Consider the following 13508-nt stretch of genomic DNA (forward strand, 5'->3'; position numbering starts at 1 on the left):
TTGCGTGCTATTTCACGCGCGCCTCGGCGCGGGTCTTGTTTGAGCACTTGAAGCATTCAATAAAAAAGCGCTCTGCACCTTTCAGGCAGAGCGCTTTTCACTATCATCAAATGAGCAATCAGCTCATCAAGACACCCGCCTATGGCAAGTCCTTCATGGTCTCGGGATCATTGGCCGGGCGCGGGCCTATGGTGCCCAGTCGGCTTTTGAGCGACTGTGGCTGGCCGGTGATCAGCGCCGCATAGTTGGTGGTGTTGGAGAGCACCTTCTTCACATAGTCGCGGGTCTCGCTGAAGGGTACGTTTTCGGCCCAGATGGCGGCATCCAGCGTGGGGCCGTTGCGCCAGTTGCGCGGGCGGCCCGGGCCGGCGTTGTAACCCGCGGCAGCCAGCGCCATCGAACCCTCGAAGTCGTCCAGCGCCAGCTTGAGATAGGAGGTGCCGATGGTGATATTGGTGTCGCGGTCGTTGATCATGTCGGGGGTGAAGCCCGTCATGCCGATCTTTCTGGCCGTCCAGCGCGCCGTGGCCGGCATCACCTGCATCAGCCCCGAAGCGCCCACGCCCGAGCGGGCATCCATGATGAAGCGGCTCTCCTGACGGATCAGGCCATAGACATAGGCCGGGTCCAGCCCGATATTGCGCGACTTGGCCAGCACCGTATCGTGATAGGGCATGGGAAAGCGCTGCTTCCAGTCGGCAAAGGTCTTGGTGCGCTCGCTGGTGTTGATGCAGCGATCCCAGACCTGGCGCTCGCAGGCCAGATCGGCGGCCGCATACAGTTCGCGATCTTCCATGCCGCCGGGCTGGTGCAGATTGGTGGAATAGTTCCACTCGCGCACGCCTTCGCTGCGCAGTCCCATGCCGATGGCATACAGGCTGCGGCTCAGGCCTGGGTTGCTGCGCGCCGCCGCCTTTTCCTGCGCCGTCAACGGCGCGGGCGCGGGCGGCACGGTGATGCGCTGCCCGATTTCCTCCAGCGCCAGCTGCTCGTAAAAGCTGTGGCTGCCGGCCGTGTCCTCCAGCAGCTGACGGGCTTCGGCTTTTTCCTCGGCATTGGGGCGGCCCGCCAGCATGGCTTTGGCTTTCCAGTAGGACCAGGTCGGGTCGGTGCGCTCCGGCCCCATGGCGTCGATGGCTCGGCGCACGGCCTTCCAGTCGCCGGCGCGCAACGCGGCACGGGCCTTCCAGCCCAGCAGGTCGTCGCTCAGGTCCTCGTTGCGGCGCACCTTGCCGAAATAGCTATTGGCATCGGGCGAGAGCTTGAAGGCAGCCTGCTTGCCGGCCACGGCCCAGGCCCAGTTGCGCTCCTCGCCGTTGAGCTGGGCACCCCAGCCACCGTCGATCTGCGTGGCTGCCGCATCGGGGTCGCTGGCCGCCATGCGGATCAGCGCCAGCAGGGCCAGCTCCTTGCGCTCGCGGCCGCGCGCCTTGCTCTGGCCTGACAGGTATTTGGCGGGCGAGGCAAACACCTGCGCCACCTGGTCGGCGGCCTCGGGGGCGACTATGGCGACCGCATCACGGGCAGCCTTCTGGCGATTGTTTTCGGTGGCCACACGGGCACGGCGCCAGACATCGGCGTCGTTGATCAGCTTGTTCGCATACAGCTGGCCGGCGGCCGTGGTGCAGCCGTCATCGGCATCCTTCTGTGCCAGCCACAGATCGCGTACCTGCTGGCCCACATTGGGCGCGCCCCGGCCTTGCAAGGCATCGGCAAGCAAGGCGTAGCAGGTGACCGACCTGTCGTCGCGCATGCGGAACCTGGGATAGACCTGGCTGAAGGTGTTCCAGTCGCGCTGCTTGCCCAGCAGCAGCAGCCAGTCGTTGCGCAGGCGGTCTTCCTGGTAGGTACCGGCATAGCGGTTCAGAAAGCCCTGGATTTCATCGGGCGATGCGCTCTCCAGCCGGTTCTTGAGTTCCCAGTAAGCGGCCCAAGGTTCGAGAGGGTGGCCGGCAGCCTGGGGCAGGAGCTGGGTCAGCGCCGTCTGATTGCGGCTGCGGAATGCTTTTTGCATATCCAGCAACACGGCGTCGCCCGGGTTTTGTGCCTGCGCAAACGGAGCAGCTACAGTCAACAGGGAAGCCGCACAAAGCGGTGTCAAAATCTTCAGCCAGTGCATGGAGGAAATTATCCGATGGACAAAGCAGCGTTACGCCGCAAGTTGATTGAACTGCGCCTCAACCTTCCAGATCGCCTGCAACGCGCCGATGCGCTGCAGCAGGTGATGCGCTTTTGGCTGATGGAGCGGCCCGATACCGTGATTGGTGCCTACTGGCCCATCAAGGGTGAATTCGATCCGCTGCCAGCCCTGCATCGCTGGAAGGAAGATGGCGAGCTACAGGGTACTCCACAAAGGCGCAGAATCGGGCTGCCGGTGATAGACAAACAGCGCAAGACGCTGAGTTTTCACGCCTGGTACCCCGGTTGCCCGATGGAGGAGGACGCCTATGGCATTCCCAAGCCCAAGGATACCGAACTGCTGGTGCCCACGCTGCTGTTTGTCCCCTGCGTAGGCTACGCGGCCGGCGGCTACCGCCTCGGCTATGGCGGCGGCTTCTATGACCGCACGCTGGCCGAGCTGAGCCCGCGCCCCTTCACCGTGGGTCTGGGCTACACCAATGGCTATGTCGATGACTTCCAGCCCGAGGCCCATGACCTGCCGCTGGACGCCATCCTCAACGACAACGGCGTGGTCTGGCCTGTCTAACCCTTGAATCGCTTTGATCGCTTTGCCATGAGTCGTCCCCGCAAAAACATTCCCCAGCGCCGCTACCGCCAGCGCCCGCCACTGACCGTGATGCAGCTGCCGCTCACGCACCCCGAGGTGCTGCGGCTGCAAGCACATATGCGCCGCCATGGCGCGCTCGGCCTGACACCGCGCCAGCACGATGCCATCTGGGACTTTCTGTTCGAGCGCCCGGAAAGCCAGGCCTGGCTCAGCCAGATGACGGCACAGATCCAGGCCGGACAGATCGCCACGCGCCCCAGCGCCTGAGTCGGGCCGACATCGTGAATGCTCCTCATTGAGGAGCGTTTACCGCTTTCATTCAAAGGACTTCATAGCTTTTTCAGCCTGAAGTCCTTTTTGATAAAGCACAAGCAGCTATCGATTTCAGGACGCCGACTGGCTGGCGCGCCAGTTCCGCCAGCCCGATGCACGCAGCTCGCAGGCCGGGCAGCTGCCGCAGCCATAGCCCCAGTCGTGCAGCACATCACGCGTGCCCTGGTAGCAGGTGTGGGTCTCGGTGCGAATCAGCTCCACCAGCTCGCTGCCGCCCAGATCATGGGCCAGCTGCCAGGTCTGGGCCTTGTCCAGCCACATCAGCGGCGTATCGATGCGCAGCCGGCGCTCCAGGCCCAGGTTCAGCGCCAGCTGCTGGGCCTTCATGGTGTCGTCGCGACAATCGGGATAGCCCGAGTAATCGGTCTCGCAGACTCCGGTGACGATCACCGTCAGGCCGCGCCGATAGGCCAGCGCGCCGGCCAGCGTCAGAAACAGCAGATTGCGGCCCGGCACAAAGGTGTTGGGCAGGCCGTCGGCCTGCATGGCAAAAGCCACATCCTCGGTCAGGGACGAGCCGCCGATCTGCTTGAGCACGTCGAGCGACAGCACATGGTCCTCGCCCAGACGCGGCGCCCACTGGGGAAAGCGCTGAGCCAGCTGCTCGCGCACGCCGGCGCGCACCTGCATCTCCACGCTGTGGCGCTGGCCGTAGTCAAAGCCCAGCGTCTCCACACGCTCGAACATGGCCAGGGCCTGGGCCAGGCAGGTGGTCGAGTCCTGGCCGCCCGAGAACAGCACCAGCGCGCCCTTGTGGTGACCGGCCCCGGCCACCTGAGCGGCCGGGCTTGCAGAAGAAGTCGAAGTATTTGCCATAGTGCTGCAATTACATCATCCGCCGCGCCGCCCAGGCATGACCGGGGAATCAAAACACACAGACCGCCAGGCCCAAGCTTGATAAGCTGCTCGGCAAATCACACAGGAGTCCGCCATGAAGCTCTATATCGGCAACAAGAATTACTCGTCCTGGTCCATGCGCCCCTGGGTGCTGATGCGCCAAAGCGGCATCAGCTTCGAAGAGCTCACACTGCGCTTTGACAGCTTTGCGCCCTACTCCAGCTTCAAGCTGCAGGCGCTGGCACTCGCACCCACCGGCAAGGTGCCACTGCTGGTCGATGAGGGACTGATCATCTGGGACAGCCTGGCCATCTGCGAATACCTGGCCGAGCGTTTTCCGGAAAAGCATCTATGGCCGCAGACCGTGGCCCAGCGCGCCCGCGCACGCAGTCTGGTGGCGCAGATGCACAGCGGCTTCGGTGCGCTGCGCAGCCTCTGCCCCATGAATATCGAAGCCCAGCTGCAGGAGACGGGCGCCCGGCTCTGGGCCGAGCATGCCGATCTGCGCAGCGATGTCCAGCAGCTCGAAGAACTCTGGACCCCGCTGCTGAGTATCGCCAGCGGCCCCATGCTGTTCGGCCAGTTCAGCATTGCCGACGCCTTTTTTGCGCCGGTCTGCATGCGCATCAACAGCTACGGCCTGCCGACCTCGGCCCCGGTACGCGCCTATATACAGCGCATCACCCAGCTGCCCGCCACCCAGGAATGGATTCAGGCGGCTCTGGCCGAGCAGGACTTTCTGCAGTTCGAAGAGCCTTATCGCCAGCAGCGCTGAGTCCGTAATCCCGCAATCGCGGTATCTGCACGCCGGCTCGCAGCCACTACCATTGCAGCATGAGTGAATTCAAGGTTTTCAAGGTAGGCGGCGCAGTGCGCGATGCATTGCTGGGCCTGCCCGTCAACGATACGGACTGGGTGGTGGTCGGCGCCACGCCGGAGCAGATGAGCGCGCGCGGCTTCGTGCCCGTGGGGCGCGACTTTCCGGTGTTTCTGCACCCCCAGACCCATGAGGAATATGCGCTGGCGCGCACCGAGCGCAAGAACGGCATGGGCTATCGCGGCTTTGTGGTCCACACCGCCGCCGATGTGACGCTGGAAGAAGACCTGGCGCGGCGTGATCTCACCATCAACTCCATCGCCGCTCCCGCAGACTGGACAGGCAACGGCGACCTCAAAGACCTGGTGGATCCCTACCACGGCCAGCAGGATCTCAAGGATCGCGTGCTGCGCCATGTGACCGATGCCTTCCGCGAAGACCCGGTACGCATTCTGCGTCTGGCCCGCTTTGCGGCGCGCTTCACCGATTTCTCCGTTGCGCCCGAGACCATGGAGCTCATGCGCGAGATGGTGGCGGCCGGCGAGGTCGATGCTCTGGTGCCCGAGCGCGTGTGGCAGGAAATCAGCCGCGGCCTGATGGAGCCCCAGCCCTCGCGCATGTTCGACATGCTTCGCGAATGCGGAGCTCTGGCCCGGCTGCTGCCCGAACTCGACAAGCTCTGGGGCGTGCCCCAGCGCGCCGAATACCACCCCGAGATCGACTGCGGCATACATGCCATGATGGTGCTGGACATGTCGGCCCGCTTGCAGGCACCGCTGTCCGTGCGTTTTGCCTGCCTCTGCCATGACTTCGGCAAGGGCAGCACGCCGGCCGATGTGCTGCCCCGCCATATCGGCCACGAACAGCGCAGCGCCCGCCTGCTGCTGCAGGTCTGCGAGCGCTGGCGCGTGCCCAACGACTGCAAGGAGCTGGCCGAGGTCGTGGCGCGCGAGCATGGCAACATCCACCGCAGCCACGAACTCAATGCCGCCGCCCTGCTGCGCCTGCTCGAGCGCTGCGATGCCATACGCAAGCCCCAGCGCTTCGAGGAAGCACTGCAGGCCTGCGAATGCGACGCGCGCGGACGCCTGGGCTTTGAAGAGGCTGCCTATCCGCAGCGCCAGCGCCTGGGCAATGCCCTGAAGGCGGCGCTTGCCGTGGAAACCGGTCCGGTCGCCCAGGCCGCAGCGCAGCGCGGCCTCAAGGGCAAGGCCATTGGCGACGCAGTGAGCAAGGCGCGCGAGCAGGCGATTGCCGCCTATCTGGAAAGTGGTACCTAGCAGTCCGCGCACCGAGGTGCTAGCGACAGGGATGGGCGCGGCTTGAGTTAAGTCAAAGAAGGTATGCTGCAGCCATTGCACAGTACGAGATGGCCGCGACGGTTCGCTCCGCCAGGGCCATGCAGCGGGTCACGAAACCGGCTGCAACACCCATGCCATACCGGCATGGTTCTTTGACAGGCAAGTGTCCGGCCTACAGGTCTGGGCCTTGCCTTCTACTTCAAGGAGGTGCTCTGATGTCCTTACCCCAGACCATGAAAGCCGCCGTGGTGCGTTCCTTCGGGAAGCCGCTCACGATTGAAGAAATGCCGGTGCCCCGACCGACAGACGATCAGATCCTGGTCAAGATCGCTGCTTCCGGCGTCTGCCATACCGATCTGCATGCGGCCGAAGGCGACTGGCCCGTCAAGCCTCATCCGCCCTTCATTCCCGGCCATGAGGGCGTGGGCCATGTGGCTGCGGTGGGCAAGAACGTCAAGCATGTCAAGGAAGGTGATCGCGTGGGCGTGCCCTGGCTGCACAGCGCCTGCGGCTTCTGCCGCCACTGCATAGGCGGCTGGGAAACCTTGTGCGAATCTCAGACCAATACCGGCTATTCGGTCAACGGCGGCTTTGCCGATTACGCACTGGCCGACCCCAACTATGTGGGCCATCTGCCCTCGAATGTGGGTTTTGTCGATATCGCTCCCGTGCTCTGCGCCGGGGTCACGGTGTACAAGGGCCTGAAAGTCACCGACGCCAAGCCCGGCGACTGGGTGGTGATTTCCGGCATCGGCGGCCTGGGCCATATGGCCGTCCAATATGCCAAGGCCATGGGCTTCAACGTCGCTGCCGTCGACATCGATGACAGCAAGCTCGCCCTGGCGCGTCAGCTGGGCGCCGCTGTCACCGTCAACGCCATGAATACCGACCCGGCGGCCTATCTGCAAAGAGAGATCGAAGGTGCCCATGGCGTGCTGGTCACCGCCGTGTCCCCCAAGGCTTTCGAGCAGGCGCTGGGCATGGTGCGCCGCGGGGGCACGATTTCGCTCAACGGCCTGCCGCCCGGCGACTTTCCGCTGCCGATCTTCTCCATGGTGCTCAAGGGCATCACGGTACGCGGCTCCATCGTCGGCACGCGCCTGGACCTGCAGGAGTCGCTGGACTTTGCTGCTCAGGGCAAGGTCAAGGCCACCGTATCCACCGACAAGCTGGAAAACATCAACGACATCTTTGCCCGCATGCACGAAGGCAAGATCGAAGGCCGCGTGGTGCTGGACATCGCCGCCTGAGAGTCCGACCGGCCCCTAGCCGGGGCCGGCTCCCGCGAAACCGCCGCTCAGATCACCGAACGCACCCAGCGCACGATCTCCGAGGCCGGCAGGGCCCCGGAGATGCGAGCCAGTTCGCGGCCTTCCTTGAAGACCACCATGGTCGGAATGCTGCGTATGCCCAGCGGCGCGGCAGCCTGTGGATAAGCCTCGGTATCGAGCTTGGCCAGTTGCGCCTGCCCCGCCAGTTGCTGGGCCGCCTGGGCAAAGGCCGGAGCCATCATGCGGCAGGGGCCGCACCAGGGAGCCCAGAAATCCACGACCACGGGCAACTGGCTGCGCCCGGTGTGCCGTGCAAAGCTGTCGCTGTCCAGGGCCACGGGCTCGCCCGTCACCAGCGCCTGATGGCAGTTGCCGCAATCGGGCTGATTGCCCAGCTGGTCGCTGGCGATGCGATTGGTGGTGTGGCAATGAGGGCAGACGTAGTGCAGGGATTCGGACACAGGGGCAACCTTTCTTTGGCAATGCCTGACGGTGCCAGCAGGCACTGCTCGGGCTCAGGTCCGTATGTGCAGCCAAAGCCTGCAGATTCAAGTCGGCCCGCCTCAGAACGTGTTTACGTTCTCAGAGCTTCACAAAGCGGGCAATCAGCGCCGCCACCACGCTGAGCAGCACGGTGCTGGCCACGGGCAGAAAAAATTCCTTGCCGAACAGCCTAAAGCGGAAGTCGCCGGGCAGACGCCCCAGCCCTATGCGCTGCAGCCAGCCGTGCAGCCCGTTGACGAGCAACAGGGCCAGAAAAATGACGATCAACCAGCGAATCATGGTGCGAAGTGTACGAGCTGCAGGCTCGCAGCGTGGCGCCTGGCCTGCTCAACGGCGTCACAGCGCGGACATAAAGCCGACCTAAATTGCAACAGTCCGAACGGGAACGGCTTCAAAAACAACATGCAGAGATGCACGCCCGTTTTTCAGCCCCTTTACGACTAAAGACGCATTTCATGCAAAACCCATCCCGGCTTTCCCTGGCACCCACTGTTGCGCTGGCTCTGGCCTTGAGTGCATGCAGCACATCGCCCACTACGACGGCAAACAGCAGCAAGATCGACAACAGCGCACTGGCGAGCACCCAGTTCCGCCAGCATCAGACCACCTATGGGCTGGTGTACCGGCTGCCGGCTGACGCCATGGCCATCATGGACAGCCAGGTCACCCCGGTGGTCAGCGAGCATTTGCACAAGCTCAAGCTCACGCAAGAAGCCAATACCTTCAATCTGCCCCATATCACCGTAGTGCACATCCACAGTGCAGATCCCGGGACTCCGCAGAAAATGCTGATGGCCCTGCCCGCATTGCCTCCCGTGCTCAAGGACGTGCAGCTCAAGACCTTCTACACCACGGAAGCGGCCAAGGGAGCTGGCAAGCCCTGGTGGCTGGATCTGGGTGTGGTCAAGTCGGGGGCGGCCTATACGTCCATGATGGATTTCAATACCCGCGCCACCACGGCCATGGCTCCGCTGCGAGACGGTCCGCTGCCGCGCGTCACCGGCCCGGTCTACGCCAGGATGAGCGATTCCGCCAAGACCATGGTGCAGACCGCAGGCGTGAGCGGCATCAATCAGCTGCAGAACGACAAGCTGGTCAGCAGCCACAATCCGCACAACACCCTGGTTTATAGCGAAACGCCTTTCACCCCCGAAATCGAACGCGCCATGAACGACACCACCTCTCGTCTCAATCGCGTGTTGCCTGCAGGCTTCACCACCACGCTCGATACGCTGTCTGTGGTGGAGTTGAGCTTTTCCGGCAATGTGCTGCGCGAGATCTATCGCATCAACCTGGCCGACGGCAAAGCCTATGACGTGCGCAACGGCAGCCCGGTCAGCCGCTGATCGCAAGACACAAAGGTTTCAAGCCTCCAGCCCAGAAAAATAAGCGCCAGTAGCTATCAATTTGATAAAAACTGGCGCACTCCAAGCCAGAGACAACAAGCAAGCGCCGCAGCGCAGCGAGGTTCTCGTCCCCCTTGGGGAAGCGGCGCAGCCGCTCAGGGGGTTACAACCGATATGTGCGGTCGCCCTGCACAAAGCCCAGCGGCGTCCAGGGCTCCACGCCCTTGGACAGGGCAACGACCTTGAACAGCTCACCCATCTCGTGCTCCATGACCAGCTTGGAGGCCATGGAGCGGGCCTTGATGCCGGCAGCATCGAGCCTGGGCGCAAGTCCGCAGTTGATGAGAAAGTGCGCCTGGTTGGTATAGCCCAGCACGTCGAAGCCCGCATCCTGGGCCGCCACGGCCGTGCCCGTGAAATTGACGTGTGCCGTGATGTCCTTGAGGCCGACCAGCACCAGCGGATCGTTGTCCACCTGATGCTGGTAATGGCAGACCAGGGTCCCCATATGGCGCTGCTCGTGGTAGTACTCGCTCTCGCCGAAGCCGTAATCGATGAAGAAGGCGGCACCGCGAACCAGACGCTCGCCCAGGGTGTGGATAAATGCCTCGCCCTGGCGGTGGATTTCGGTCAGGAAATCATGCGGGCCGCCGATATCCACAGGCGGGCGCAGTTCGGTGGGACGGTCCTCCCAGGCAAAGGCCGCTTCATCGCCGTCACCGCCAAGCACCACGCCGCGCTCATGCCATTGGCCCCTGGTGCGCTGCAACAGCTGCACCGGCATCGCATCCAGCACCTCGTTGCCGATGATCACGCCTTCCATGGCCTCGGGCAGTGCATCCACCCAGCGCACCAGATGCTCGTACCTGGCCAGCGCCAGTTTCTGGCGCGCGCGCAGCGTGCCCGATAGATCGACGATGGTGTAGCGCTCGGGCAACGCGCCCTGAGCCGCCAGCTCATCAAGGATCTGCAGCGCCAGCGCGCCCGTGCCGGCGCCGAACTCCCAGATCTCGCGGGTATTCGTTTTTTGTAGCGCTTCCCGCAACTGGGACGCCACCAGTTGGCCAAAAATAGGTGAAATTTCAGGCGCCGTCACAAAGTCACTGCCCGACTCCGGCATGGCGCCGAACTTGGCCGTTTCGTTGGCGTAATAGCCCAGGCCCGGCGCATAGAGCGCCAGCTCCATGAAGCGGTCGAAAGGCAGCCAGCCGCCCACGGCAGCAATCTCCTTGGCAATGCGGGATTGCAAGGCGCTCGTTAAACTTGAGGGTTCTGTCGTCACAACCCGCATTTTCCACGAATGTCCTCACCCGCCCAACCACGCACAGTATTGGTGACCGGTTCCGCCCGTCGCCTTGGTCGTGACATGGCCCTGGCCCTGGCCCGCGCGGGCTGGCAAGTGGCTGTGCACTATCGCGATTCCCACGAGCAAGCCATGCAGACCGTGGCTTCCTGCGCCCAGTTGTCGGGTGACAGCGCGGCTTTTGACGCGGACTTCTTTGACGAGGACTCGGTGCGCTCGCTGGTGCCGCGTGTGGTGGAGCGCTTTGGCCGCATCGACGCCGTGGTCAATAACGCCTCGCTGTTCGAACATGACGATGCCCAGAGCTTCAGCTATGTGGCGCTGGAAGCGCATCTGCGCAGCAACACGGGCGCGCCCATATTGCTGTCCCAGGCTCTGCACGCCCATGTGCAGGAGCGCGTGGCGGCAGGCGAAGAGTCCGCCCAGGGCGCCGTGGTCAATGTGCTGGACCAGAAGCTCTGGAACCAGAACCCCGATTTCCTGAGCTACACCCTCTCCAAGGCGGCTCTGGAAGCCGCCAACACCATGCTGGCCCTGGCGCTGGCTCCGCGCGTGCGCGTGGTGGGAGTGGCGCCGGGCCTGACGCTGACCAGCCATATGCTGAGCCAGGAAAAATTCGAGGCCCTGCACGCCATGAGCCCGCTGGGACGCTCCTCCTCGCCCGAGGACATTGCCGCCGCCGTGTGCTTTGCACTGGAAAACCGATCCATGACGGGCACCACCATGCTGGTGGACGGCGGCCAACATTTACAGCGCTTCGAGCGCGATTTTTCGATGATGTGAGCCCACCGAGGCCGCACCCTTTTCCATGACTTCCACTTCCGGACAACAGATTCTCACGCTCACCGGCCTGCGCTTTGATGCCAGCCTGGGGATTCTTGCGCATGAGAAACAAGAGCCTCAGCCGATCCAGGTCGACGCCGAACTCAACCTCGGCCCCCAGCCCCTGGCTCCGCGCGATGACGACATCCTCCATGTGCTGGACTACCGCAAGGTGCGCCAGATCATCATCGACGAATGCACCTCCGAGCATGTGAACCTGCTCGAGAGCCTGATCGGCAAGCTGGCCCAGCGCCTGCTGCAGCTGCCCGGCGTGCGCGGCGTGCGTGTGAAAATTGCGAAGCTGGAAATTTTTGACGACTGCGAAGTAGCCATTCGCATCGAAACCGGACAATGGTGAACCCCATGAATGCAGTAAACGACAACCCCTGGATTGCCGAAGAGGCAGAAGCCGCCGATGCTGCGGCCGCAGAGAACGCCAACGGCGACGAAGCCGCCAAGCCCGGCAAGATCAAGATCGAACGCGAACAGATCAAGCTCGAGAAGCGCCTGTGCCGCGAAGTGGGCAAGGCCATCCTCGACTACAACATGATCGAGGAAGGCGACAAGGTCATGGTCTGCATGTCCGGCGGCAAGGACAGCTACACCCTGCTCGACATTCTGCGCAAGCTGCAAAAGCGTGCACCCGTGAAGTTCGACATCGTGGCCGTGAACCTGGACCAGAAGCAGCCCGGCTTCCCCGAGCATGTGCTGCCCGAGTACTTCCAGAGCATCGGTGTGGACTACCACATCGAGAACCAGGACACCTACAGCGTCGTCAAGCGCGTCGTGCCCGAAGGCAAGACCACCTGTGGTCTGTGCTCGCGCCTGCGCCGCGCCATCCTGTACAAGGTGGCCGACCAGCTGGGCTGCACCAAGGTGGCCCTGGGCCATCACCGCGACGACATCGTGCAGACCATGATGCTCAATATGTTCTACGGCGGCCGCATGAAGGGCATGCCGCCCAAGCTGGTCAGCGACGACGGCAAGCATGTGGTGATCCGTCCCCTGTGCTATGTGCCCGAGAAGGACACGACGCGCTGGGCCCAGTACCAGAACTTCCCCATCATTCCCTGCAACCTCTGCGGCAGCCAGGACGGCCTGCAGCGCGTGGCCGTGGGCAATATGCTGCGCGAGTGGGACAAGAAGTTCCCCGGCCGCATCGAGAGCATGTTCCGCGCCATGGGCAATATCGTGACCACGCACATGATGGACCCCCAGCTGCACGACTTCAGGAACGCCAAGGCCACGGGCATTGCCGATCCCAACGGCGACATGGCCTTTGACCATGAAGAGCTGCCAACCATGGCCGCCCTGCCCGGTGGAGTACAAGTGGTACAACTGTCCTGAGCGGACTTTTGAACTAAAACCGGACCCTGCTGTCCAATCAAAGGCCCATTCCATGGGCCTTTGTCGTTTTCAGAGAAATCATCATGAACCTGCGCAAAACCTCCTTACGCTGGATCGGCCTTGTGGCCCTGACTGCGACGGCACTGCTGGCCGGCTGCAGCACGGTGCGCGAGGTCAACAGCACGGTGCAGAGCTTTTCCGCACTGAACACCATCCCCGTGCCAGCCACCTACCGGCTGGAGACCCTGCCCTCGCAGCAAGGCCAGCTGAACTTCGCGGCCGTGGAAGCCCAGGCCCAGCATGCGCTGGCCCGCGTCGGCCTGACGCGCGATGATTCGCGCGCCAGCCTGGTGGTGCAGATCAGCGCCCTGGCCCGCTATGCGCGCGACTGGGCCAGCTGGCCCTACTACGACCCCTACTGGGGTCCGCGCTGGGGCTGGGGCATGAGCTACGGCCGCGGCTTCGGTTGGGGCTTCGGCGGCAGCATGATGTTCAACGAACCGCCGCTGGAGTATTACCGCGCCGTGAGCATCGTCATGCGCGACATCAAGACCCAGCAGATCGTCTACGAAACCTCGGCCCAACGCCAGGATGTGTGGACCGACGACCCGGCCATCTTCGGCATTTTGTTTGATGCGGCGCTGACGGGCTTCCCCAAGCCGCCGCAGGGCCCGCGCAATGTGCGCACCGTCATCCAGCCACCGGCAGCTCAGCCTGCCAGCGGCACGCCTGCAGCACCCGCGCAGCCCGCCACACCGGCCACACCGGCCACGCCAGCCACCCCGGCCAACGCGGCACCGGCACGTTGATTTGCAATCTTCAACAGTTGCCGGGCCTGCCGCGTGCTAACGTGCTGCTCGGCTTTAACCGGGGCCTCCTGCCTGAGCCCTCGCCATGAA

At 63.6% G+C, this 13508-nt stretch carries 15 protein-coding genes; 10 read left to right on the forward strand and 5 right to left on the reverse strand.

Features of this window, described 5'->3' with window-relative positions; all coding sequences use genetic code 11:
• Positions 1-139: 139 nt before the first annotated feature.
• Positions 140-2119, reverse strand: coding sequence for a lytic transglycosylase domain-containing protein (locus NOX35_RS23820; RefSeq protein WP_256494967.1), 1980 nt, complete (start codon positions 2117-2119; stop codon positions 140-142).
• Positions 2120-2134: 15 nt separating this feature from the next.
• Between NOX35_RS23820 and NOX35_RS23825 the strand changes: the two genes are divergently transcribed.
• Positions 2135-2707, forward strand: coding sequence for a 5-formyltetrahydrofolate cyclo-ligase (locus tag NOX35_RS23825; protein WP_054073811.1), 573 nt, complete (start codon positions 2135-2137; stop codon positions 2705-2707).
• Between the two features lie 27 nt (positions 2708-2734).
• Positions 2735-2995: a hypothetical protein gene (locus NOX35_RS23830; protein WP_012839944.1), complete on the forward strand. Its 261-nt coding sequence runs from the start codon at positions 2735-2737 to the stop codon at positions 2993-2995.
• Positions 2996-3112: 117 nt separating this feature from the next.
• Here the strand turns inward: NOX35_RS23830 and queC are convergent, their stop codons facing one another.
• Entirely contained in the window at positions 3113-3877 is a 765-nt protein-coding gene (gene queC / locus NOX35_RS23835; RefSeq protein WP_256494970.1) for a 7-cyano-7-deazaguanine synthase QueC, read from the reverse strand.
• A gap of 115 nt (positions 3878-3992) precedes the next feature.
• On the opposite strand from queC, the gene NOX35_RS23840 reads away from it, so the two are divergent.
• The 3 genes from NOX35_RS23840 (at position 3993) to adhP (ending at position 7266) form a co-directional block, all read left to right on the forward strand.
• Positions 3993-4673 carry a glutathione S-transferase family protein gene (locus NOX35_RS23840; protein ID WP_256494971.1) on the forward strand — a complete coding sequence of 227 codons (681 nt, stop codon included), beginning with the start codon at positions 3993-3995 and terminating at the stop codon, positions 4671-4673.
• A gap of 59 nt (positions 4674-4732) precedes the next feature.
• On the forward strand, positions 4733-5995 hold the full coding sequence (locus NOX35_RS23845) for a multifunctional CCA addition/repair protein (protein WP_256494972.1): 1263 nt from the start codon (positions 4733-4735) through the stop codon (positions 5993-5995).
• A 236-nt stretch (positions 5996-6231) separates the two neighbouring features.
• Complete coding sequence (gene adhP / locus NOX35_RS23850) at positions 6232-7266, forward strand: alcohol dehydrogenase AdhP (protein WP_256494973.1); 1035 nt, start codon at positions 6232-6234, stop codon at positions 7264-7266.
• Between the two features lie 47 nt (positions 7267-7313).
• Here adhP and trxC read toward each other — a convergent pair whose 3' ends face one another.
• Both trxC and NOX35_RS23860 read right to left on the reverse strand, forming a co-directional pair.
• Entirely contained in the window at positions 7314-7748 is a 435-nt protein-coding gene (gene trxC, locus NOX35_RS23855) for a thioredoxin TrxC (RefSeq protein ID WP_256494974.1), read from the reverse strand.
• 121 nt (positions 7749-7869) lie between these two features.
• Complete coding sequence (locus NOX35_RS23860) at positions 7870-8070, reverse strand: DUF2905 domain-containing protein (RefSeq protein ID WP_012839950.1); 201 nt, start codon at positions 8068-8070, stop codon at positions 7870-7872.
• Positions 8071-8246: 176 nt separating this feature from the next.
• Between NOX35_RS23860 and NOX35_RS23865 the strand changes: the two genes are divergently transcribed.
• Positions 8247-9137, forward strand: a complete 891-nt coding sequence (locus tag NOX35_RS23865) for a hypothetical protein (RefSeq protein ID WP_256494976.1) — start codon at positions 8247-8249, stop codon at positions 9135-9137.
• Between the two features lie 163 nt (positions 9138-9300).
• Here NOX35_RS23865 and NOX35_RS23870 read toward each other — a convergent pair whose 3' ends face one another.
• Entirely contained in the window at positions 9301-10428 is a 1128-nt protein-coding gene (locus tag NOX35_RS23870; RefSeq protein ID WP_182284696.1) for a class I SAM-dependent methyltransferase, read from the reverse strand.
• Between the two features lie 9 nt (positions 10429-10437).
• On the opposite strand from NOX35_RS23870, the gene NOX35_RS23875 reads away from it, so the two are divergent.
• The 4 genes from NOX35_RS23875 to NOX35_RS23890 all read left to right on the forward strand — a co-directional run bounded on the left by NOX35_RS23875 (position 10438) and on the right by NOX35_RS23890 (position 13418).
• Complete coding sequence (locus tag NOX35_RS23875) at positions 10438-11223, forward strand: SDR family oxidoreductase (protein ID WP_256494977.1); 786 nt, start codon at positions 10438-10440, stop codon at positions 11221-11223.
• A gap of 25 nt (positions 11224-11248) precedes the next feature.
• The gene (locus tag NOX35_RS23880; protein ID WP_003050921.1) at positions 11249-11620 is read left to right on the forward strand and encodes a dihydroneopterin aldolase; all 372 of its coding nucleotides are present in this window, start codon (positions 11249-11251) and stop codon (positions 11618-11620) included.
• Positions 11614-12609, forward strand: coding sequence for a tRNA 2-thiocytidine(32) synthetase TtcA (gene ttcA, locus NOX35_RS23885; protein WP_182284698.1), 996 nt, complete (start codon positions 11614-11616; stop codon positions 12607-12609). The genes NOX35_RS23880 and ttcA overlap by 7 nt, the downstream gene beginning before the upstream one ends.
• 83 nt (positions 12610-12692) lie before the next feature.
• On the forward strand, positions 12693-13418 hold the full coding sequence (locus NOX35_RS23890) for a DUF4136 domain-containing protein (RefSeq protein WP_182284699.1): 726 nt from the start codon (positions 12693-12695) through the stop codon (positions 13416-13418).
• Positions 13419-13508: the final 90 nt, after the last annotated feature.

Source organism: Comamonas sp. C11, assembly GCF_024496285.1.
Lineage (GTDB): Bacteria > Pseudomonadota > Gammaproteobacteria > Burkholderiales > Burkholderiaceae_C > Comamonas > Comamonas testosteroni_F.

Excerpts from the sequence above, each read along its gene's own strand:
- queC (WP_256494970.1), bottom strand. The coding sequence starts at position 3,877 with ATGGCAAATACTTCGACTTCTTCTGCAAGCCCGGCCGCTCAGGTGGCC.
- ttcA (WP_182284698.1), top strand. The coding sequence starts at position 11,614 with ATGGTGAACCCCATGAATGCAGTAAACGACAACCCCTGGATTGCCGAA.
- NOX35_RS23860 (WP_012839950.1), bottom strand. The coding sequence starts at position 8,070 with ATGATTCGCTGGTTGATCGTCATTTTTCTGGCCCTGTTGCTCGTCAAC.
- NOX35_RS23825 (WP_054073811.1), top strand. The coding sequence starts at position 2,135 with ATGGACAAAGCAGCGTTACGCCGCAAGTTGATTGAACTGCGCCTCAAC.
- NOX35_RS23880 (WP_003050921.1), top strand. The coding sequence starts at position 11,249 with ATGACTTCCACTTCCGGACAACAGATTCTCACGCTCACCGGCCTGCGC.
- NOX35_RS23890 (WP_182284699.1), top strand. The coding sequence starts at position 12,693 with ATGAACCTGCGCAAAACCTCCTTACGCTGGATCGGCCTTGTGGCCCTG.
- NOX35_RS23830 (WP_012839944.1), top strand. The coding sequence starts at position 2,735 with ATGAGTCGTCCCCGCAAAAACATTCCCCAGCGCCGCTACCGCCAGCGC.
- NOX35_RS23820 (WP_256494967.1), bottom strand. The coding sequence starts at position 2,119 with ATGCACTGGCTGAAGATTTTGACACCGCTTTGTGCGGCTTCCCTGTTG.
- adhP (WP_256494973.1), top strand. The coding sequence starts at position 6,232 with ATGTCCTTACCCCAGACCATGAAAGCCGCCGTGGTGCGTTCCTTCGGG.
- NOX35_RS23865 (WP_256494976.1), top strand. The coding sequence starts at position 8,247 with ATGCAAAACCCATCCCGGCTTTCCCTGGCACCCACTGTTGCGCTGGCT.
- NOX35_RS23840 (WP_256494971.1), top strand. The coding sequence starts at position 3,993 with ATGAAGCTCTATATCGGCAACAAGAATTACTCGTCCTGGTCCATGCGC.
- NOX35_RS23875 (WP_256494977.1), top strand. The coding sequence starts at position 10,438 with ATGTCCTCACCCGCCCAACCACGCACAGTATTGGTGACCGGTTCCGCC.
- NOX35_RS23845 (WP_256494972.1), top strand. The coding sequence starts at position 4,733 with ATGAGTGAATTCAAGGTTTTCAAGGTAGGCGGCGCAGTGCGCGATGCA.
- NOX35_RS23870 (WP_182284696.1), bottom strand. The coding sequence starts at position 10,428 with ATGCGGGTTGTGACGACAGAACCCTCAAGTTTAACGAGCGCCTTGCAA.